This window comes from Sorangium aterium (genome assembly GCF_028368935.1).
GTDB classification, from domain to species: Bacteria; Myxococcota_A; Polyangia; order Polyangiales; family Polyangiaceae; genus Sorangium; species Sorangium atrum.
This window is the reverse complement of sequence record NZ_JAQNDK010000006.1, coordinates 442,897-457,441: the sequence shown is the minus strand read 5'-3', so window position 1 is coordinate 457,441 and position 14,545 is coordinate 442,897. Positions and strand designations below refer to the sequence as shown.

7 protein-coding genes and 1 pseudogene are annotated in these 14,545 nt (G+C 71.7%); 7 read left to right on the top strand and 1 reads right to left on the bottom strand.

The window, feature by feature from the left end; all coding sequences use genetic code 11:
• Nucleotides 1-3,204, bottom strand: a complete 3,204-nt coding sequence (treY, locus tag POL72_RS45785; protein WP_272103222.1) for a malto-oligosyltrehalose synthase — start codon at nucleotides 3,202-3,204, stop codon at nucleotides 1-3.
• 605 nt (nucleotides 3,205-3,809) lie between these two features.
• Between treY and POL72_RS45780 the strand changes: the two genes are divergently transcribed.
• From POL72_RS45780 to POL72_RS52090, 7 genes and pseudogenes are all read left to right on the top strand, one after another.
• On the top strand, nucleotides 3,810-4,874 hold the full coding sequence (locus POL72_RS45780; RefSeq protein ID WP_272103221.1) for a sigma 54-interacting transcriptional regulator: 1,065 nt from the start codon (nucleotides 3,810-3,812) through the stop codon (nucleotides 4,872-4,874).
• Nucleotides 4,875-5,005: 131 nt separating this feature from the next.
• A complete protein-coding gene (locus POL72_RS45775; protein ID WP_272103220.1) occupies nucleotides 5,006-6,979 on the top strand; it encodes a carbamoyltransferase C-terminal domain-containing protein in 1,974 nt (657 codons plus the stop codon).
• A gap of 144 nt (nucleotides 6,980-7,123) precedes the next feature.
• Nucleotides 7,124-8,386: an acyl-CoA dehydrogenase family protein gene (locus POL72_RS51075; protein WP_272103219.1), complete on the top strand. Its 1,263-nt coding sequence runs from the start codon at nucleotides 7,124-7,126 to the stop codon at nucleotides 8,384-8,386.
• Nucleotides 8,380-10,383 (top strand): carbamoyltransferase family protein, encoded by a 2,004-nt coding sequence (locus tag POL72_RS45765; protein ID WP_272103218.1) that lies wholly within the window; start codon nucleotides 8,380-8,382, stop codon nucleotides 10,381-10,383. Before POL72_RS51075 ends, POL72_RS45765 begins: the two co-directional genes overlap by 7 nt.
• 102 nt (nucleotides 10,384-10,485) lie before the next feature.
• Complete coding sequence (sbnA, locus tag POL72_RS45760) at nucleotides 10,486-11,451, top strand: 2,3-diaminopropionate biosynthesis protein SbnA (protein WP_272103217.1); 966 nt, start codon at nucleotides 10,486-10,488, stop codon at nucleotides 11,449-11,451.
• Between the two features lie 15 nt (nucleotides 11,452-11,466).
• Nucleotides 11,467-12,456, top strand: a complete 990-nt coding sequence (gene sbnB / locus POL72_RS45755) for a 2,3-diaminopropionate biosynthesis protein SbnB (RefSeq protein WP_272103216.1) — start codon at nucleotides 11,467-11,469, stop codon at nucleotides 12,454-12,456.
• 46 nt (nucleotides 12,457-12,502) lie between these two features.
• Nucleotides 12,503-14,515: pseudogene (locus POL72_RS52090) on the top strand (AMP-binding protein); the annotation flags it as partial.
• Between the last annotated feature and the right edge of the window lie 30 nt (nucleotides 14,516-14,545).

Here is a 14,545-nt window from a genome sequence, read left to right as displayed (position 1 = left end):
TCACTGGCCTCGCTGCGCCGCCCGCAGGAGCAGGGCGACGGGAAAATCGGAGAGCACCCGGTCGAGCGGGAGCGCCGCGCCGCCGCCCGGCTCGGGCGGCGCGTCCGAGCCGCGCGGCGCGTCCGAGCCGCGCGGCGGAGGGGCGGAGGGCGACGCCTCGAGCTCGGCGCCGGTGAAGAGATCGGTGTAGAGGCCGGGCTCCACGTCGACCGAGGTGCCCGCCCACGCCGCGCCGATCGGCGGGGAGCAGGCGCCGCCGAGCAGCCGCGCGCTGAACCGAGGCGCGACCACGACGATCGAGCGCCCGTCCGGCGCGCGGCGCGCGAAGGAGACGACGTGGGCCTCGCGCTCGCCCATCACGGCGCGCGGCGCGTAGTCCCCGTCGGCCCCGAAGAGCTCCGGGTGGCGCCGGCGCAGCTCGAGCGCGACGTGCGTGACGAACAGCTTGACGCGGCCGTCGCGCGCCTCGGCGCAGAGCTCGCGCGCGAGCGCGCGGCCCCCGCCGCTCGATCGCCAGCGCGCGCGGATCTCCGCGAGCGCCCGCTCGCGCTCGGCGTAGTCGACCGGGCGGCGGTTGTCCGGGTCGACGAGGCTGAAGTCCCACACCTCGTTGCCCTGGTAGATGTCGGGCACGCCCGGCGAGGTGAGCTTGAGCAGCGTCTGCGAGACCGAGCCCCACATGCCGTGGTACGCGACCACGCGCGCGAGCGGCAGGAGCGCGCCCAGGACCTCCGCGGACGAGAGCGCCTTGCGGACGAACGCCTCGACGGCCGCGTCGTACTCGGGCTGCGCGTCGATCCAGGACGTGTTGACCTTCGCCTCCTTCGTGGCCTTGCGCATGTAGTCCACGAGGCGGTCGGCGTACGCCGAGAGCGCGTCGCCCTCGGGCGCGCGCGGGCCGCTGGCGTCGCCGAGCAGCGCCTCGATCGGCAGGCTGCCGAGGAGGGTCTGGTAGAAGAGGTACTCCTCGTTGCTGTCCGGCGCGAGGCGGCCCTCAATCTCGGCCTTGAGGGGCGCGGCGGCGGCGGCGGCGCGGTGGAGCGCCTCCTCCCAGGCCGACGGCAGCTCCGAGAGCACGCTGATGCGCGCCCGCACGTCCTCGCTCCGCTTCGTGTCGTGCGTCGACGTCGCGAGCATCGAGTACGGCCACGCCCTGTGCCGCTGCACGTTGCCGCGGTGGAACGCGAGGACGCTCGATCCGTAGCGCTCGGGCTCGCCCCCGACCTCGTTCAGCGACACGAGCCGGTTGTAGATGTAGAACGACGTGTCCTCGAGCCCCTTGGCCATCACCGGCCCGGTGAGCTGCTGGAACTTCATCACGAAGTCGCAGAAGAGTTGCCGGTCCTCCTCGCGGAAGAGATCCGTGCCGTCGAGCATGAGGACCGAGCGCACGAACGTGAAGATGGAGCCTTCCATCGTCGGGTTCTGCCGGCGCGCGAGGGCGACGGCGCGGCCGATGGCGACGCGGTCGTGATCGGAGATCGCCGGCGTCCGATCGTTGATGTAGGTGCGGTAGACCGGGAAGCACGCGATGACCTCGCGCAGGGCCTCGTTGAGCGAGCCCAGGGTGAAGTCGCGGAAGCGGCGGTCGCGCTCGGTGAGCCGGTTCAGGGCGTGCGTGAGCACGTTCAGCTCGCTCGCCAGGGCCGTCCGGAGGATCACTTTCTTCTTCTCGTAGACGAGCGCCTCGAACGGTATGTGCTCGCCGATGAACCGCTCGTAGATCGTGGTCATCTGCCCCTCGCTCGAGGCGTCGACGAAGAGCTCGCCCACCAGCGCGGTGAAGTCGTAGCCGCTCGTCCCGTGGACGGGCCAGGCCTCGGGCAGCGTCTCGCCGCGCGCGAGGATCTTCTCGACGACGACGTAGAGCGGCCGCGCGTCCAGCGCGCCGCGCGCGGCGCGCTCCGAGAGGGCCGCGCGGAGGGCCGGCTCCAGCCGGGCGAAGCGGGCCTCGGGGCGGCGGCGCGGGTCGTGCCGCTGCTCCGGCTCGCCCGCAGCCTCGGCGAGGAAGCGGCGCCGGCAGCGCTCGATCACGTGGCCCTGCTGGAGATCCTCGAAGTAGCCGATCGGGTCCCAGAGGCCGTCGGGGTGGTCGATGCGCAGCCCCGTGACCTGGCCCCGCTCGCAGAGCTCGAAGACGAGGCGGTGCGCCTCGGCGAACACAGGCCGGTGCTCCATCCGGATCGCGGCGAGGTCGTTGATGTCGAAGAACCGGCGGTAGTTGATCTCCTCGGCGGCGGTGCGCCAAAAGCTGAGGCGGTAGGCCTGCTCCTCGAGCAGCGCCTCGATCGGGTCGAAGCTCCGCGGATCGCCCGCCTTGCCGTTGATGCGCAGGACGCCCTCGGCCACCGCCGCCGCGATGTCGGGCGAGTCCGCGACGAGCGACGCGAGCCGCCGCCTGAGGATCTCCTTCTCCCGACGCCGCTCGATCACCTTGGCCCGCTGCGTCTCCGTCCGCGGCGGCATGTTGCGGAGCCCGGTGAGGATGCTCTGCAGCTCGAGGAGCGCGTCGTGCTCCTCGCCGAGCGCGGCGACGAGCCCGGGCACGAGCGGCCCGATGATCATGCCGTACGTCCGCGGGTTCACCGGGAAGACATGATCGAAGTACCGGAGCACGAACGCGCCGCTGTCGAACTCGATCGTGAGCTCGCCGCGCTCGAGCACGCGCCCGAAGTGGTCGCCGAGCACGGGGAGCAGCACCTTGTGCTTGAGCTCCGTCTTGAGCGGCGCCCAGTCGATGTCGAAGAACGGCGCGTAGAGCGAGCTCGGGCCGTTCTGGAGGACGTCGTTCCACCAGGCGTTCTCGGAGGTGCCGATGCCCATGTGGTTGGGCACGAAGTCGAGCAGCAGGCCCATGCCGTGCGCCGCGAGCTCGCCGGTGAGCCGGTCGAGGTCGGCGCGCTCGCCGATCGCGGGGTTGAGCGCGTTGTGGTCGACGAGGTCGTAGCCGTGCATGCTCTCGGGGCGCGCCTTGAAGAACGGCGACGAGTAGAGATCGCTGACGCCGAGGGCGTCGAGGTAGGCGACGACGCGCCGCGCCTGCTCGAAGGTAAAGTCCTTGTTGAGCTGCACGCGGTAGGTGGCGCGCGGCAGGCGAGGCGCCACGCCCTCGCACGCCGCGTCGACGAGCCGCGCTGCCATCGCCTGCAGGTTGGCGCTGTCCACGTGGCCGCTCGTCTGCTGTTCGTCCGACGTTCCGGTCATCCCTCGGTTGCCTCCGGCGGCAGAATCTACTGCGAACGAAGCGACAGGCACCCGCGGATCTGCGCAGCTCGCGCGGCTCCTGCGGCTCCGGCTTGCGGCACGAAGGAAAGGCCTGATGCGCCTACGGGGAACGCAGCAGCGCTGGCATCAGGCATAGAAAGGTGACGGGCTCAGCTGCTGTCGGGCGCGCGCCAGGCTCAGCCGTCGTCGAAGGAGCCGCCGTCAGCGCGCTGCGCCTCCCGCGGGAACGCTCGACCCCTCATCGCCACCGTTCTCCTTTGCTGTTCCACCCCTCCGCGCATGGCCGCACCGATACACGAATAACAAGCGCCGTTCAGGCGGCCGACTGCATGTTTCCGGAGCCGCCCCCGCGAACATCACGGCGAGCGCGTTCCTGCTGCGGCGTTCGTTTGCACCGCCCGCCCGCCCGCGCGCGCTCGTCGCGCGTCCCCTGGAGCCCGCCGTCGAGATGGCTCGACCGGCGCATGCTCGGCGGCGCGCGGCCGGAGGCGCGCGCTCGGGAAACGATATGTTGCCAAATGCCCGTACTCGCGGGCGCAGTGAGACAACAACTGTTTCCGTCATGAAGAATCAGGAGAGGATTGATGACCAGCTCTTGGAGATTCGTCGCGCACTCTGAGGCGCGGCGCAGGGCGCTCGGGTTCGCGAAACAGGCAGCGTCCGCAGACTGCTCGGTCCTCATCGTCGGGCCGACCGGAGCGGGGAAAGACATCCTCGCGCGCGACATCCATCAGCACAGCAAGCGTTCGAAGCACCGACTCATCACCGTCAACTGCGCGGCCCTCACGCAAACGCTGTTCGAGAGCGAGCTGTTCGGCCACGTGCGCGGCGCGTACACGGGGGCGACCGTATCGAAGCGCGGCGTGGTGGAGCTCGCGTCCGGAGGCAGCCTGTTCCTCGACGAGATCGGCGAGCTGCCGGCGGAGGCGCAGGCGAAGCTCCTCCGCTTCCTCGCGGACGGCTCGTTCTGGCCCGTGGGCGGCAGCGAGGAGAAGAGCGTCGACGTCCGCGTCCTCGCCGCCACGAACCGGGACCTCGCCGCCGGTCTCGACAAGACGTTTCGAGCCGACCTGTTCTTCCGGCTCAGCGTGCTCACCATCGTCGTGCCCCCGCCCAGCCGGGAGGACCTGCGCAGCCTCTCGAGGGTCCTCGCCCTGGAGCTCGGGGAGCGCTACCGCACGCTCCTGCCCGCGCGCGAGGTGAGCGCCGTCGGCGAGCTCGCGAGCAACGGAGTGTACAGGGGCAACGTCCGCGAGCTCCGCAACGCCGTCGAGCGGTACTTCCTCGTGCGAGACCCGGAGCGGACCGTCGAGCAAAACTGGCGGGCCGCGTGCGCGCTCGACCTCCTGGCCCAGCAGGGCGCGCCCCCCCACGACGACCCAGCGGCGATATCCCAGGTGCACCCACAAGAGGTCGAGAAGCTCTACGACCTCCTTTTCCTGACGTGGGCCAGCGAGACCAGGAACGCGCGCGAGCTGTCGCGGCGAATCGATCGCTCGCTACCGTACGTTTACAGCCGCCTCGCGAAGCTCGGTATCAAGCCGAAGGATCTCCAGAACACCGAGATCCTCGAGCGCGCGTCGGCGAAGATCCGCGCGGCGCTCGCCCCCTATCGCTCCGCATTTCTCCAGCTTCTTAAAGAAACTTAACAAATAGATCACCCCATCCTTGGGGCGCCGCCGGAACCGTCGCGCCGTTCGATGGAACGACCCTTGCGAAACGGCTGAGACGGAACCCGGGAGGGCGGTGGACGTCCCGACCGAGAAGGATGGAGGAGCGCATGCTGACTCTGGGCCTCGCAGGAGGCTTGGATCCCGTCTACGACTGCCGCTACGACTCGCCGCAATTCTTCACGTACGACGCGGCGGCCGTGCTGGTCGAGGACGGGCAGGTGGTGGCCGCCATCGAGGAAGAGCGGCTGAACCGCGTCCGGCGGACGAACAAGTTCCCGTTCGACGCGCTGCGCGCCTGCCTGAGACAGCGAGGCGTCGCGCTCTCGGACGTGGACCGGATCGCCTATTATTCAGGCGAGGAGACGGCCAACCTGCTCGTCGGGCGCCTGCGCGCGGCGTTCCCGGAGCTCGCCGGCGTGCCGGACGCGCGCGGGCTGCTGCACGCGGCCATCCAGCGGGAGATGAGGTGCGCGATCGATCCGGCGCGGCTCGTCTTCGTGCCGCACATGATGACGCACGCGGTGAGCGCCATCGCGGTGTCGGGCTTCGATCAGGCGCTCGTTTACGTCATCGACAACGAGGGCGGGGTTTTCGCCGGGACGTCGGCGAGCGGGAGCCGGTCGTGCCTCACGTCGCTCGCGGCGTTCTCACCGCAGAAGTCGCTCGGCGAGCTGTGCCATCGCACGATCCGCGCGCTCGGATACAGCCCGTTCGAGGAGGCCGAGGCGATGGAGCTCGCCCCGCAAGGCGACCCCGCCGCGCTCCGCGGCGCGATGCGCGAGGTGTACAGGCTGCTGCCGGACGGCGACTACGATCTCGCCTTCCAGAACCTCGCGGCGGTGCTCTCGAAGGCGCCGGGTAGGCTGCGCGGCGATCCGGTGGAGCAGGCGCACAAGGACGTGATCGCCGCGCTGGAAGAGGCGATCTCCGAGATCGTGCTCCACGTGCTGCGCCACCACCGCACGAAGAGCGGGCTCCGGCGGCTGTGCCTGGCCGGCGGCGGGGCGCAGATCTGCGCCGTCAACTCGCGCGTCCTCGCGAGCGGCCTGTTCGACGAGGTGTTCGTGCAGCCCGCGGCGCACGACGCGGGCTGCGCCCTCGGGGCCGCGCTCTTCGCGAGCGACGCGCCGCCGCGCCGCGCCCCGCTCGACAACGTGGCCTGGGGGACGGACATCGGGAACGCGGACGCGGTGATCCCGGCGCTCAGGCGCTGGGGCGCGCTCGTGACGGCGGAGCGCCCGGCCGATCCGGCCCGCGAGGCCGCGGAGCTGATCGCCGGGGGCGCCGCCGTGGGCTGGGCGAACGGCCGCTCGGAGATGGGGCTCGTTGCGCTCGGGCGCCGCGCGATCGTCGCCGATCCGAGGGACGAGCGGCGGCGGGAGGCGCTGAACGAGCTGAAGCGGCGCGCGCCGCACCGGCCGCTGTCGGTCGCGATGCTCGCCGAGGACGCGGCCGAGTGCCTGATGCTGCCGGGCCCGGCCGAGCAGCTCCGCTGGAAGAGCTTCGCCCTCCGCGTGAGGCGCGAGCGCCGCGCGCCGCTCGCCGCCGCGGTGCACGCGGACGGCACGGTCCGCGCGCAGGTGGTGCTGAAGGAGGCGGATCCCCGGCTGTTCGCGCTGCTCTGCGCGTTCAAGGAGATCTCCGGGGTCGGGGCGCTGCTCGCGACGTCGCTCGATCACGGGGCGGAGCCGCCCGCCGAGACGGTCGACGACGTTGTCGCGCTGCTCCTGACGAGCCGCCTCGAGGCCGCCTTCGTGGACGACGTGCTCGTCCGCGGGAAGGGCCCGTCGCTGGAGGCCAGGCTCGGCATGGTCGTGGAGATCCCGCGCTCGACCCAGGTATGCCGCACGCGCGGGTGGCTCGACGGCGCGCGCATCGGCGACGCCTGGGAGCTGCGGACGAGCTACGACCGCGGGATCCGCCGGAAGATCTCGCGCCCCGCGTACGAGGCGCTGGTGAAGGCCGACGGGAGCCGGCCGCTGTCGTCGCTGCTCGACGGCGCGGGGGCCGACGTCGCGGGCGAGCTCTGGGCCCTCTGGACGGAGCGGCTCGTCCGGCTCGCGCCGGCCGAGCGCGGGTGAAGAGCGAACCAGACGCGCAGGAAGGGCGCGCGCCGGCCTCACGGCCGTGCAGCGAGCGCGCCGGCCGGGCGCACAGGGAAGAGACGACGCAGGCCGGAGCGGCCGCGGGGCTCGGGACACGACGGGTGCAAGGAGAAGAGCGCTGTGAGCTCGGATGACATGACGATGAGCGCTGGACGCAAGGCGCGCCCGAGGATCGACCTCGATCGGCAGACGCAGCTCGCGGCAGAAGCGCTGAAGAAGGCGCTCGCGGAGCGGGATCTGCCGGCCTTCTACCGGGTGTTCCGGTCGACGGATCTGCCCTTTTTGGGGCGCATCTACGAGGGAGACGCAGCAGGCCTGTTCCGCGCGTGCGCGCACGTGCTGCACCGGCTCGGGGGGATCTCCCCTGCTGTCGCGCTCGCTGTGGAGAACCACTTCTACGTGACCTCCGCGATAGCCACCTTCCCCATCGCGGACGACGCGCGGCTCGACGCGCGGCGGCGCGCGCTGCTCTCGGAGGTCGTCGAGGGGCGCCGGCTCGTCGCCAACACGAACTCGCGGGTCCACGCGGACCGCGTGAACGCGGTGGGGACGCGGGCGCGGAAGGTGCCCGGAGGACACGTGGTGAGCGGCGCCGCGTCGTACACGTCCCTCGCGACCGAGGGAGATCTCCTGATCTTCACGACGGCGCTTGAGGAGGGCTTCCCCGCGGTCTTCATGACGCGGCCGCGGGGCAACCCGGCCGTCGAGATAGGCCCGTACCTGTTCCCGGACGCGATGCTCGACTCCGATACACGCCGGATCGTGTTCCACGATCTCTTCGTGCCGGACGAGGACCTCCTGCTCGGCGGCCCCGGGCCGGAGGTGGTGCAGCTCCTCCTGTTCGAGATGGTGTGGCACCAGGTGCTGATTCCATCGCTGTACCTCGGCGCCGCGGCGCAGGCGATCGACGAGTCGCGCCGGTTCCTCCGCACAGTGCGCGGCCGGGACGGGGCGCCGCTCGCCGAGCTGGACGGCATGGTCGTGGATATCGGCCGCCTCGTGATCCGCTACCGCGCCGCGTGCGCGGCGGTCCGCGAGGCGGGCGAGGCGATGGGCACGATCGCCTCCGCGAGGGACCGCGCCGAGCGGCTGCCGCGGCTCTACGAGCTGGCCGGGGCCGCGAAGTACACGGGGACGAGGTGCGCTGAGGAGACCGTCTCGGCGGCGCGCGGCATCGTCGGCGCGCGCGCGTACGCGGGGGACGGCGCCCTGGAGCGCCTGTGCAAGGAGGTCGTCTTCGGCCCGCTCGGGCCGGAGGTGAACGCCGTCATCGAGCGCGCCCACGGGCGACGAGCGCTCGGAGAGGGCGAGTTCGACGGCGCGGCGTCGTCGCCGTGGCTCGATGGCGCGATGAGCGCGAGCGGCAAGGAGGAGACATGCTGACGCTGGGCCTTTCCGGCGGGTTGAGCTTCGCCCACGAGGAGATGTACGACATCCCGAAGAGCTTCACGCACGACGGCGCGGCGGTGCTCGTCGACGGCGGGGAGGTCATCGCGGGGATCGAGGAGGAGCGGCTCAACCGCATCAAGCACTCCAACAAGTTCCCCATCGAGGCGATCCGCTTCTGCCTCGCCCGGGGCGGCGTCGACATCGACCGTGTGGACCGGATCGCGTTCTACGCGAGCGAGGAGTACTGCAATGCGCTCCTCGGGCGGGTGCGGCTCCTGACCGGCGGCGCGCTGCCGCGGATCGACGCGCGCACGCTGCTCGCGGCGAAGCTCGGCCAGGGCCTGGGGCGCCCGATCGACCGCGACAAGATCGTGTTCGTGCCGCACCACCAGGCGCACGCGGCGAGCACGTACCTGCTGTCGGGGTACGACGACAGCCTGATCGTGGCGATCGACGGGTCGGGAGACTTCCTGTCCGGGCTCGTGGCCGTGGGCTCGGGCGACAGGATCGACGTGCTGAAGACGATCCCGGAGTCGAAGTCGCTCGGGAACTTCTATGTCTCCGTCATCGCGCTCCTCGGATACGGGGTGTTCGACGAGTACAAGGTGATGGGGCTCGCGCCCTACGGCGATCCGGCGAGGTACCGCGCGCTGATGAGCTCGCTTTACACGCTCTTGCCGGACGGAGACTACGAGATCCACCGCGACCGCGTGGGCGCGCTGGCGCAGGCGATCGAGGTGCGCAGGAAGGGCGGGCCCTTCACCCAGCAGCACCGCGACGTCGCGGCGTCGCTGCAGGAGGCGCTGGAGGCGCTCGCGCTGCACGTGATCCGCCACGAGCGCGAGGCCACGGGCAAGACGCGGCTCTGCCTGGCCGGCGGGGTCGCGCACAACTGCACGATGAACGGGAAGATCCTCTATTCGGGGATGTTCGAGCGCGTCTTCGTGCAGCCGGCAGCGCACGACGCGGGCTGCGCGCTCGGGGCGGCGCTGCACACGACCCTCGCCGCGGGAGCGCTGAAGTCGCGGCGGCGGATCGAGCACGTGTTCTGGGGCCGCGACGTGGGCGGCGAGGCCGAGATCGAGCGCGAGCTCTCGGCGTGGTCCCGCTTCCTCCGGCACGAGCGCGCCGAGGATCTGCCGGGGCGCGTCGCCGAGGTGATCGCCGCCGGGGCCGCCGTCGGCTGGGCGCAGGGAGGATCGGAGTTCGGGCCGCGGGCGCTCGGGCACAGGAGCATCCTGGCCGACCCGAGGCCGGCCGCGAACAAGGACCTCGTGAACGCGATGGTCAAGAAGCGCGAGGCGTACCGGCCGTTCGCGCCGGCCGTCCTCGCGGAGGACGCGCGCGAGTTCTTCGAGCTCCCGCCCGGTGAGGACGAGTTCCCGTTCATGATCTTCGTGCTGAAGGTCCGAGAGGACAAGCGGAGCGTCCTCGGGGCGACGACGCACGTGGACGGCACGGCCCGCGTCCAGACGGTGGCGCGCGGCTCGAACCCGCATTTCTGGGGCGTCCTCAAGGCGTTCAAGGACAGGACGGGCGTGCCGGTGCTGCTCAACACCTCGTTCAACAACAACGTGGAGCCGATCGTCGACTCCGCGCACGACGTGGTGACGAGCTTTCTGACCACCGGGCTCAATTACCTCGCGATCGGCGGCTTCTTCGTCGAGAAGCGCGCGTGGACGTGGGAGGACGTGGCGGCGCTCGCTGTCGACATCCCGAGGCACGTCCGCGTGGACCAGATCCGCCGCTTCGTGGCGATGGATCGCGCGGCCACGGCCTTCGAGCTGCGGAACACGTACGACGCCGGCGTGCGGGTGAGCGTGTCGGCCGACCTGGGCGAGGCGCTGATGCGCGCGGACGGGGCGCGCTCCCTGGCCGAGCTGCTCGCGGACGCCGGCGTGGACGAGCCCGCGCGCGCGCAGAAGGCGGCCCAGGAGCTCGAGGGCCTCTGGGCGGAGCGGTTCGTCTCCCTGCGCCCGCGAGGAGCCTAGAGCGAGAGCGCCTGTCCGTCGTCTCGTGATGAGCCATTGGCGCGAGCGGCCTCGTCCGCTCGCGCGTCGCCTGTCCGCTGTCTTGAGGGTGGTGAAGCTTGCATGCTTAAACAAGAGCAACTCCTGGCGCGGGCGGCCACGCTCGTCAGCATGCTCCGTGGGACGCCGGTCGTGAAGCTCGAGCACGAGCGGCTCGATCTCTCCGTGAAGCTCGAGTACTGCAACGCGGTCGGGAGCATCAAGGACCGCCCCGCGCTCTGGATCCTGAAGACGGCGATCGAGCGCGGCGAGGTCGACCCGCAGACGACGGTCGTGGAGTCGTCGTCAGGCAACTTCGCGATCGCGCTCGCCGCGTACGCTCAGCTCCTCGGCCTCGACTACATCCCCGTGATCGATCCCCACATCTCCGCGGTGAACGAGCACGTGCTCCGCTCGCTCTGCGCGAGGGTCGTGAAGGTGGAGGAGCGCGACGACACCGGGGGATTCCTGAAGACGCGGCTCGCCCGGGTGCAGTCGCTCTGCGCCGCGCTGCCCAGCTCTTACTGGCCCAACCAGTACAAGAACCCTGACGGGATGATGGCCCATTTCCACACGACGGGGCGGGAGATCTGCGAGGCGTTCACGGCCCTCGATTTCGTGTTCGTCGCCGTGAGCTCGGCGGGGACGATCGCGGGGCTCTCGCGGCGCCTGAAGGAGCACTTCCCGGGCGTGAAGATCGTCGCGGTGGACGCCGAGGGCTCGGTGATCTTCGGCGGCCCGCCGCGGCCGCGGCGCATCCCGGGGATCGGCGCGGGGGTCGTTCCGGATCTGCTCCGCGAGGCGCTGATCGACGATGTGGTGATCGTGCCCGAGGTCGAGTCGATCGCCGCGTGCCGGACCCTGCTCGACCGCCACAAGCTGCTCGTCGGCGGCTCGACGGGGACGGTCTACGCCGCGATCCAGCGCTATTTCAGCAAGGCGACCGGCCTCGTGAGGCCGAAGGTCCTGTTCCTCTGCGCGGACCGCGGCGTGCCTTATCTGGACACTGTTTACAACCCTGCTTGGGCGTCGCGTTACGCCGAGGGATGAGCGATGCGCTTTGGTGTGGTATCTGGCAATGTCATCCGCCGCCTCATCGAGGAGAGCCCCGAGGAGTGCGTCAAGGCGGTCGAGGACGTGTACCTCGCAGGCCACCGGGGAGAGGTGGTCTGTCCCAACAGCTATTTCCTCCGCTTCCCCGACCGGCCGGACGCGCGGATCATCGCGCTTCCAGCCCACCTCGGCGGTGGTGATCCCGTGTCGGGGATCAAGTGGATAGCCAGCTATCCGGCGAACATCCGGCAAGGCATCCCCCGGGCGTCGGCGGTGATCGTCCTCAACCGGGCGGACAACGGCTATCCGTTCGCGTGCCTCGAGGGCTCGATCATCTCGGCGGCGCGCACCGCGGCGTCGGCGGTCTCGGCCGCGGCGGCGCTCTCCGGGGGGCGGCGCGCGGGCACGCTCGGCATCGTCGGGACGGGGCTCATCGCGCGGTACGTTGTGTCCTTCCTGTCGCGCCTCGGCTGGGAGATCCCGGAGGTGCTCCTGTTCGACACGAACCCCGCGGAGCCGGAGCGGTTCCGCGAGGTCGCCTTCGCGCCGGAGCGGCGCCGCGAGGTCCATGTGGCGAAGGACCTGGAGTCGGTGGTGCGGCGGAGCGATCTCCTCGTCTTCACGACCTCGGCCGCCACGCCGCACGTCCACGATCCGGGCTGGTTCTCGCACGCTCCGGTGGTGCTGCACCTGTCCCTGCGCGACCTGTCGCCGCGCGTCGTCCTCTCCTCGTTCAACGTGGTGGACAGCGTAGAGCACGTGATGAGCGCCGGGACGTCGCTGCACCTCGCAGAGCAGGAGTCCGGCGGGCGCGAGTTCGTGACGGGGACGCTCGCCCAGGTGCTCCTCGGGCAGCGCACGGCGCCGCGGACGAAGCCGATCGTGTTCTCGCCGTTCGGCATGGGGACGCTCGACCTCGCCGTGGCGAGGTGGGCTTACGCGCGCGCCGAGGCGGCAGGCGACGTGGTGTGGATCGACCACTTCTTCGACATGACGCGCTGACGCCAGGCGGGCTTCGCAGAGGGCGACAGGGCGCTGGAGAGCTTCGATGAACGGTGATGTGTTGTTGGGCGATCTGGATCGCTGCGAGACCCTCGTGGATCTCCTCCGGCTGCGCGCGGAGGCCCAGGGCGACGCCCTCGCCTTCCGGTTCCTGACCACCGGAGACGTGGACGGCGGCTCCGAGGAGTGGACGTATCGGGATCTCCACCTCCGCGCGATGGGCATCGCCGCGTCGCTGCAGGCGGCGGGGGCCGCCGCGGACCGCGCGCTGCTCCTCTACGCGCCCGGGCTCGACTTCATCGCGGCGTTCATGGGCTGCGTCTACGCCGGGGTCGTCGCCGTCCCGACGTACCCGCCGAACCCGGCGCAGCTGGATCGCACCCTGCCGCGCCTCCGCGCGATCGCCCGCGACGCCGGCGCGAGGTTCGTGCTGACGACCGGGCTGATCGCCTCGCTCTCGGAGGCCCTGCGAGCGCAGGCGCCCGAGCTCTCGGAGCTCCGCTGGATCGCGACGGACGCGCTCGAGCCCGGGGCGGCCTCGGCGTGGCGCGCGCCGGACATCTCGGGGGAGACGCTCGCGTTCCTCCAGTACACGTCGGGCTCCACAGGGCACCCCAAGGGGGTGATGGTGAGCCACGCGAACGTGATCGCCAACGAGCGCGCCATCCGCGCCGGCTTCGAGCACGACGCGGGCTCGTCGGGCGTGGGGTGGCTGCCGCTCTTCCACGACATGGGGCTCATCGGGAACGTGCTGCAGCCGATCTTCGTCGGCTTTCCCTGCACGCACATGTCGCCGCTCGCCTTCCTGGAGAGGCCGCTCCGGTGGCTCAAGGCGATCTCCCATTTCCGCGCCACGACGAGCGGCGGGCCGAACTTCGCGTACGACCTCTGCGCGCGCAAGGCGACCCGCGAGGATCTGGCGGCGCTCGACCTGCGCTCGTGGACGGTGGCGTTCAACGGCGCGGAGCCGATCCGCGCCGAGACGCTGGACCGGTTCGCGGCGGCGTTCGCGCCCTGCGGCTTCCGCCGGGAGGCGTTCTACCCGTGCTACGGGCTCGCGGAGGCGACGCTGTTCGCCTCCGGGGGCCTCCGCGACGCGCAGCCCGCCAGCGTGAGCGTCGACGCCGGCGCGCTCGCGCGAGGGGTCTCGCTCCCGGTGGAGCCGGCCGCCGCGGGGGCGCGGCGGCTCGTGTCGTCCGGGGCGCCCCGGGCGCGCGTCGCCGTCGTGTCGCCGGAGCGCGGAGAGCGCGTCGCGGACGGGCAGATCGGCGAGATCTGGATCGCCGGCCCGAGCGTCGCGGGGGGGTACTGGGGCCGCGCCGAGGAGACGGCGCGCGCGTTCGGCGCGCGGCTCCAGGGCGACGGCGAGGCGTCGTACCTGCGGACGGGGGATCTCGGCTTCCTCTCGGGAGGCGAGCTGTTCGTCACCGGGCGCATCAAGGACCTCATCGTCATCCGGGGGCGAAACCTGTACCCCGACGACATCGAGCGGACCGTGGAGGCCGCGCACCCGCGCGTTCGCCCGGGCTGCTGCGCGGCGTTCTCGATCGAGGTCGGCGGTGAAGAGCGGCTCGGCGTCGCGGCCGAGCTCGACGGCCGCGGCGGCGACCCGCCGCCGGACGTCGTGGAGGCGCTGCGATCGGCGGTCGCAAGGGAGCACGACGTGCAGCCGCACGCGGTGCTGCTGCTCCGCCCCCGGACCCTGCCGAAGACGTCGAGCGGCAAGGTCCAGCGGCACGCGTGCGCCCAGGGCTTCCGCGAGGGGACGCTCGAGACGCTCGCGGTGTCCGTGGCGCAGCAGGCTCCGGCGCCGGCGCCCGCGGGAGCCGAGGGCGCGCGCGCGGCGGCCGATACGGCGCGGGTGCTGCGCCTCGCGCTGCGCGCGGTGCCCGCCCCGGGGAGGGTGGGCCTGCTCGTCGAGGTGGTGCGCGAGGAGCTCGCCCGGCTCGCGCGGGTGGACCTCGGGAGCGTCACCCCGACCTCGAAGCTGATGGCGCTGGGGCTCGACTCGCTCGCGAGCGTCGAGCTCCAGGCGCGCTTCGAGGAGCTGCTCGGCGCCGCGGTGCCGCCGCAGCTGCTCTGGCAGGCG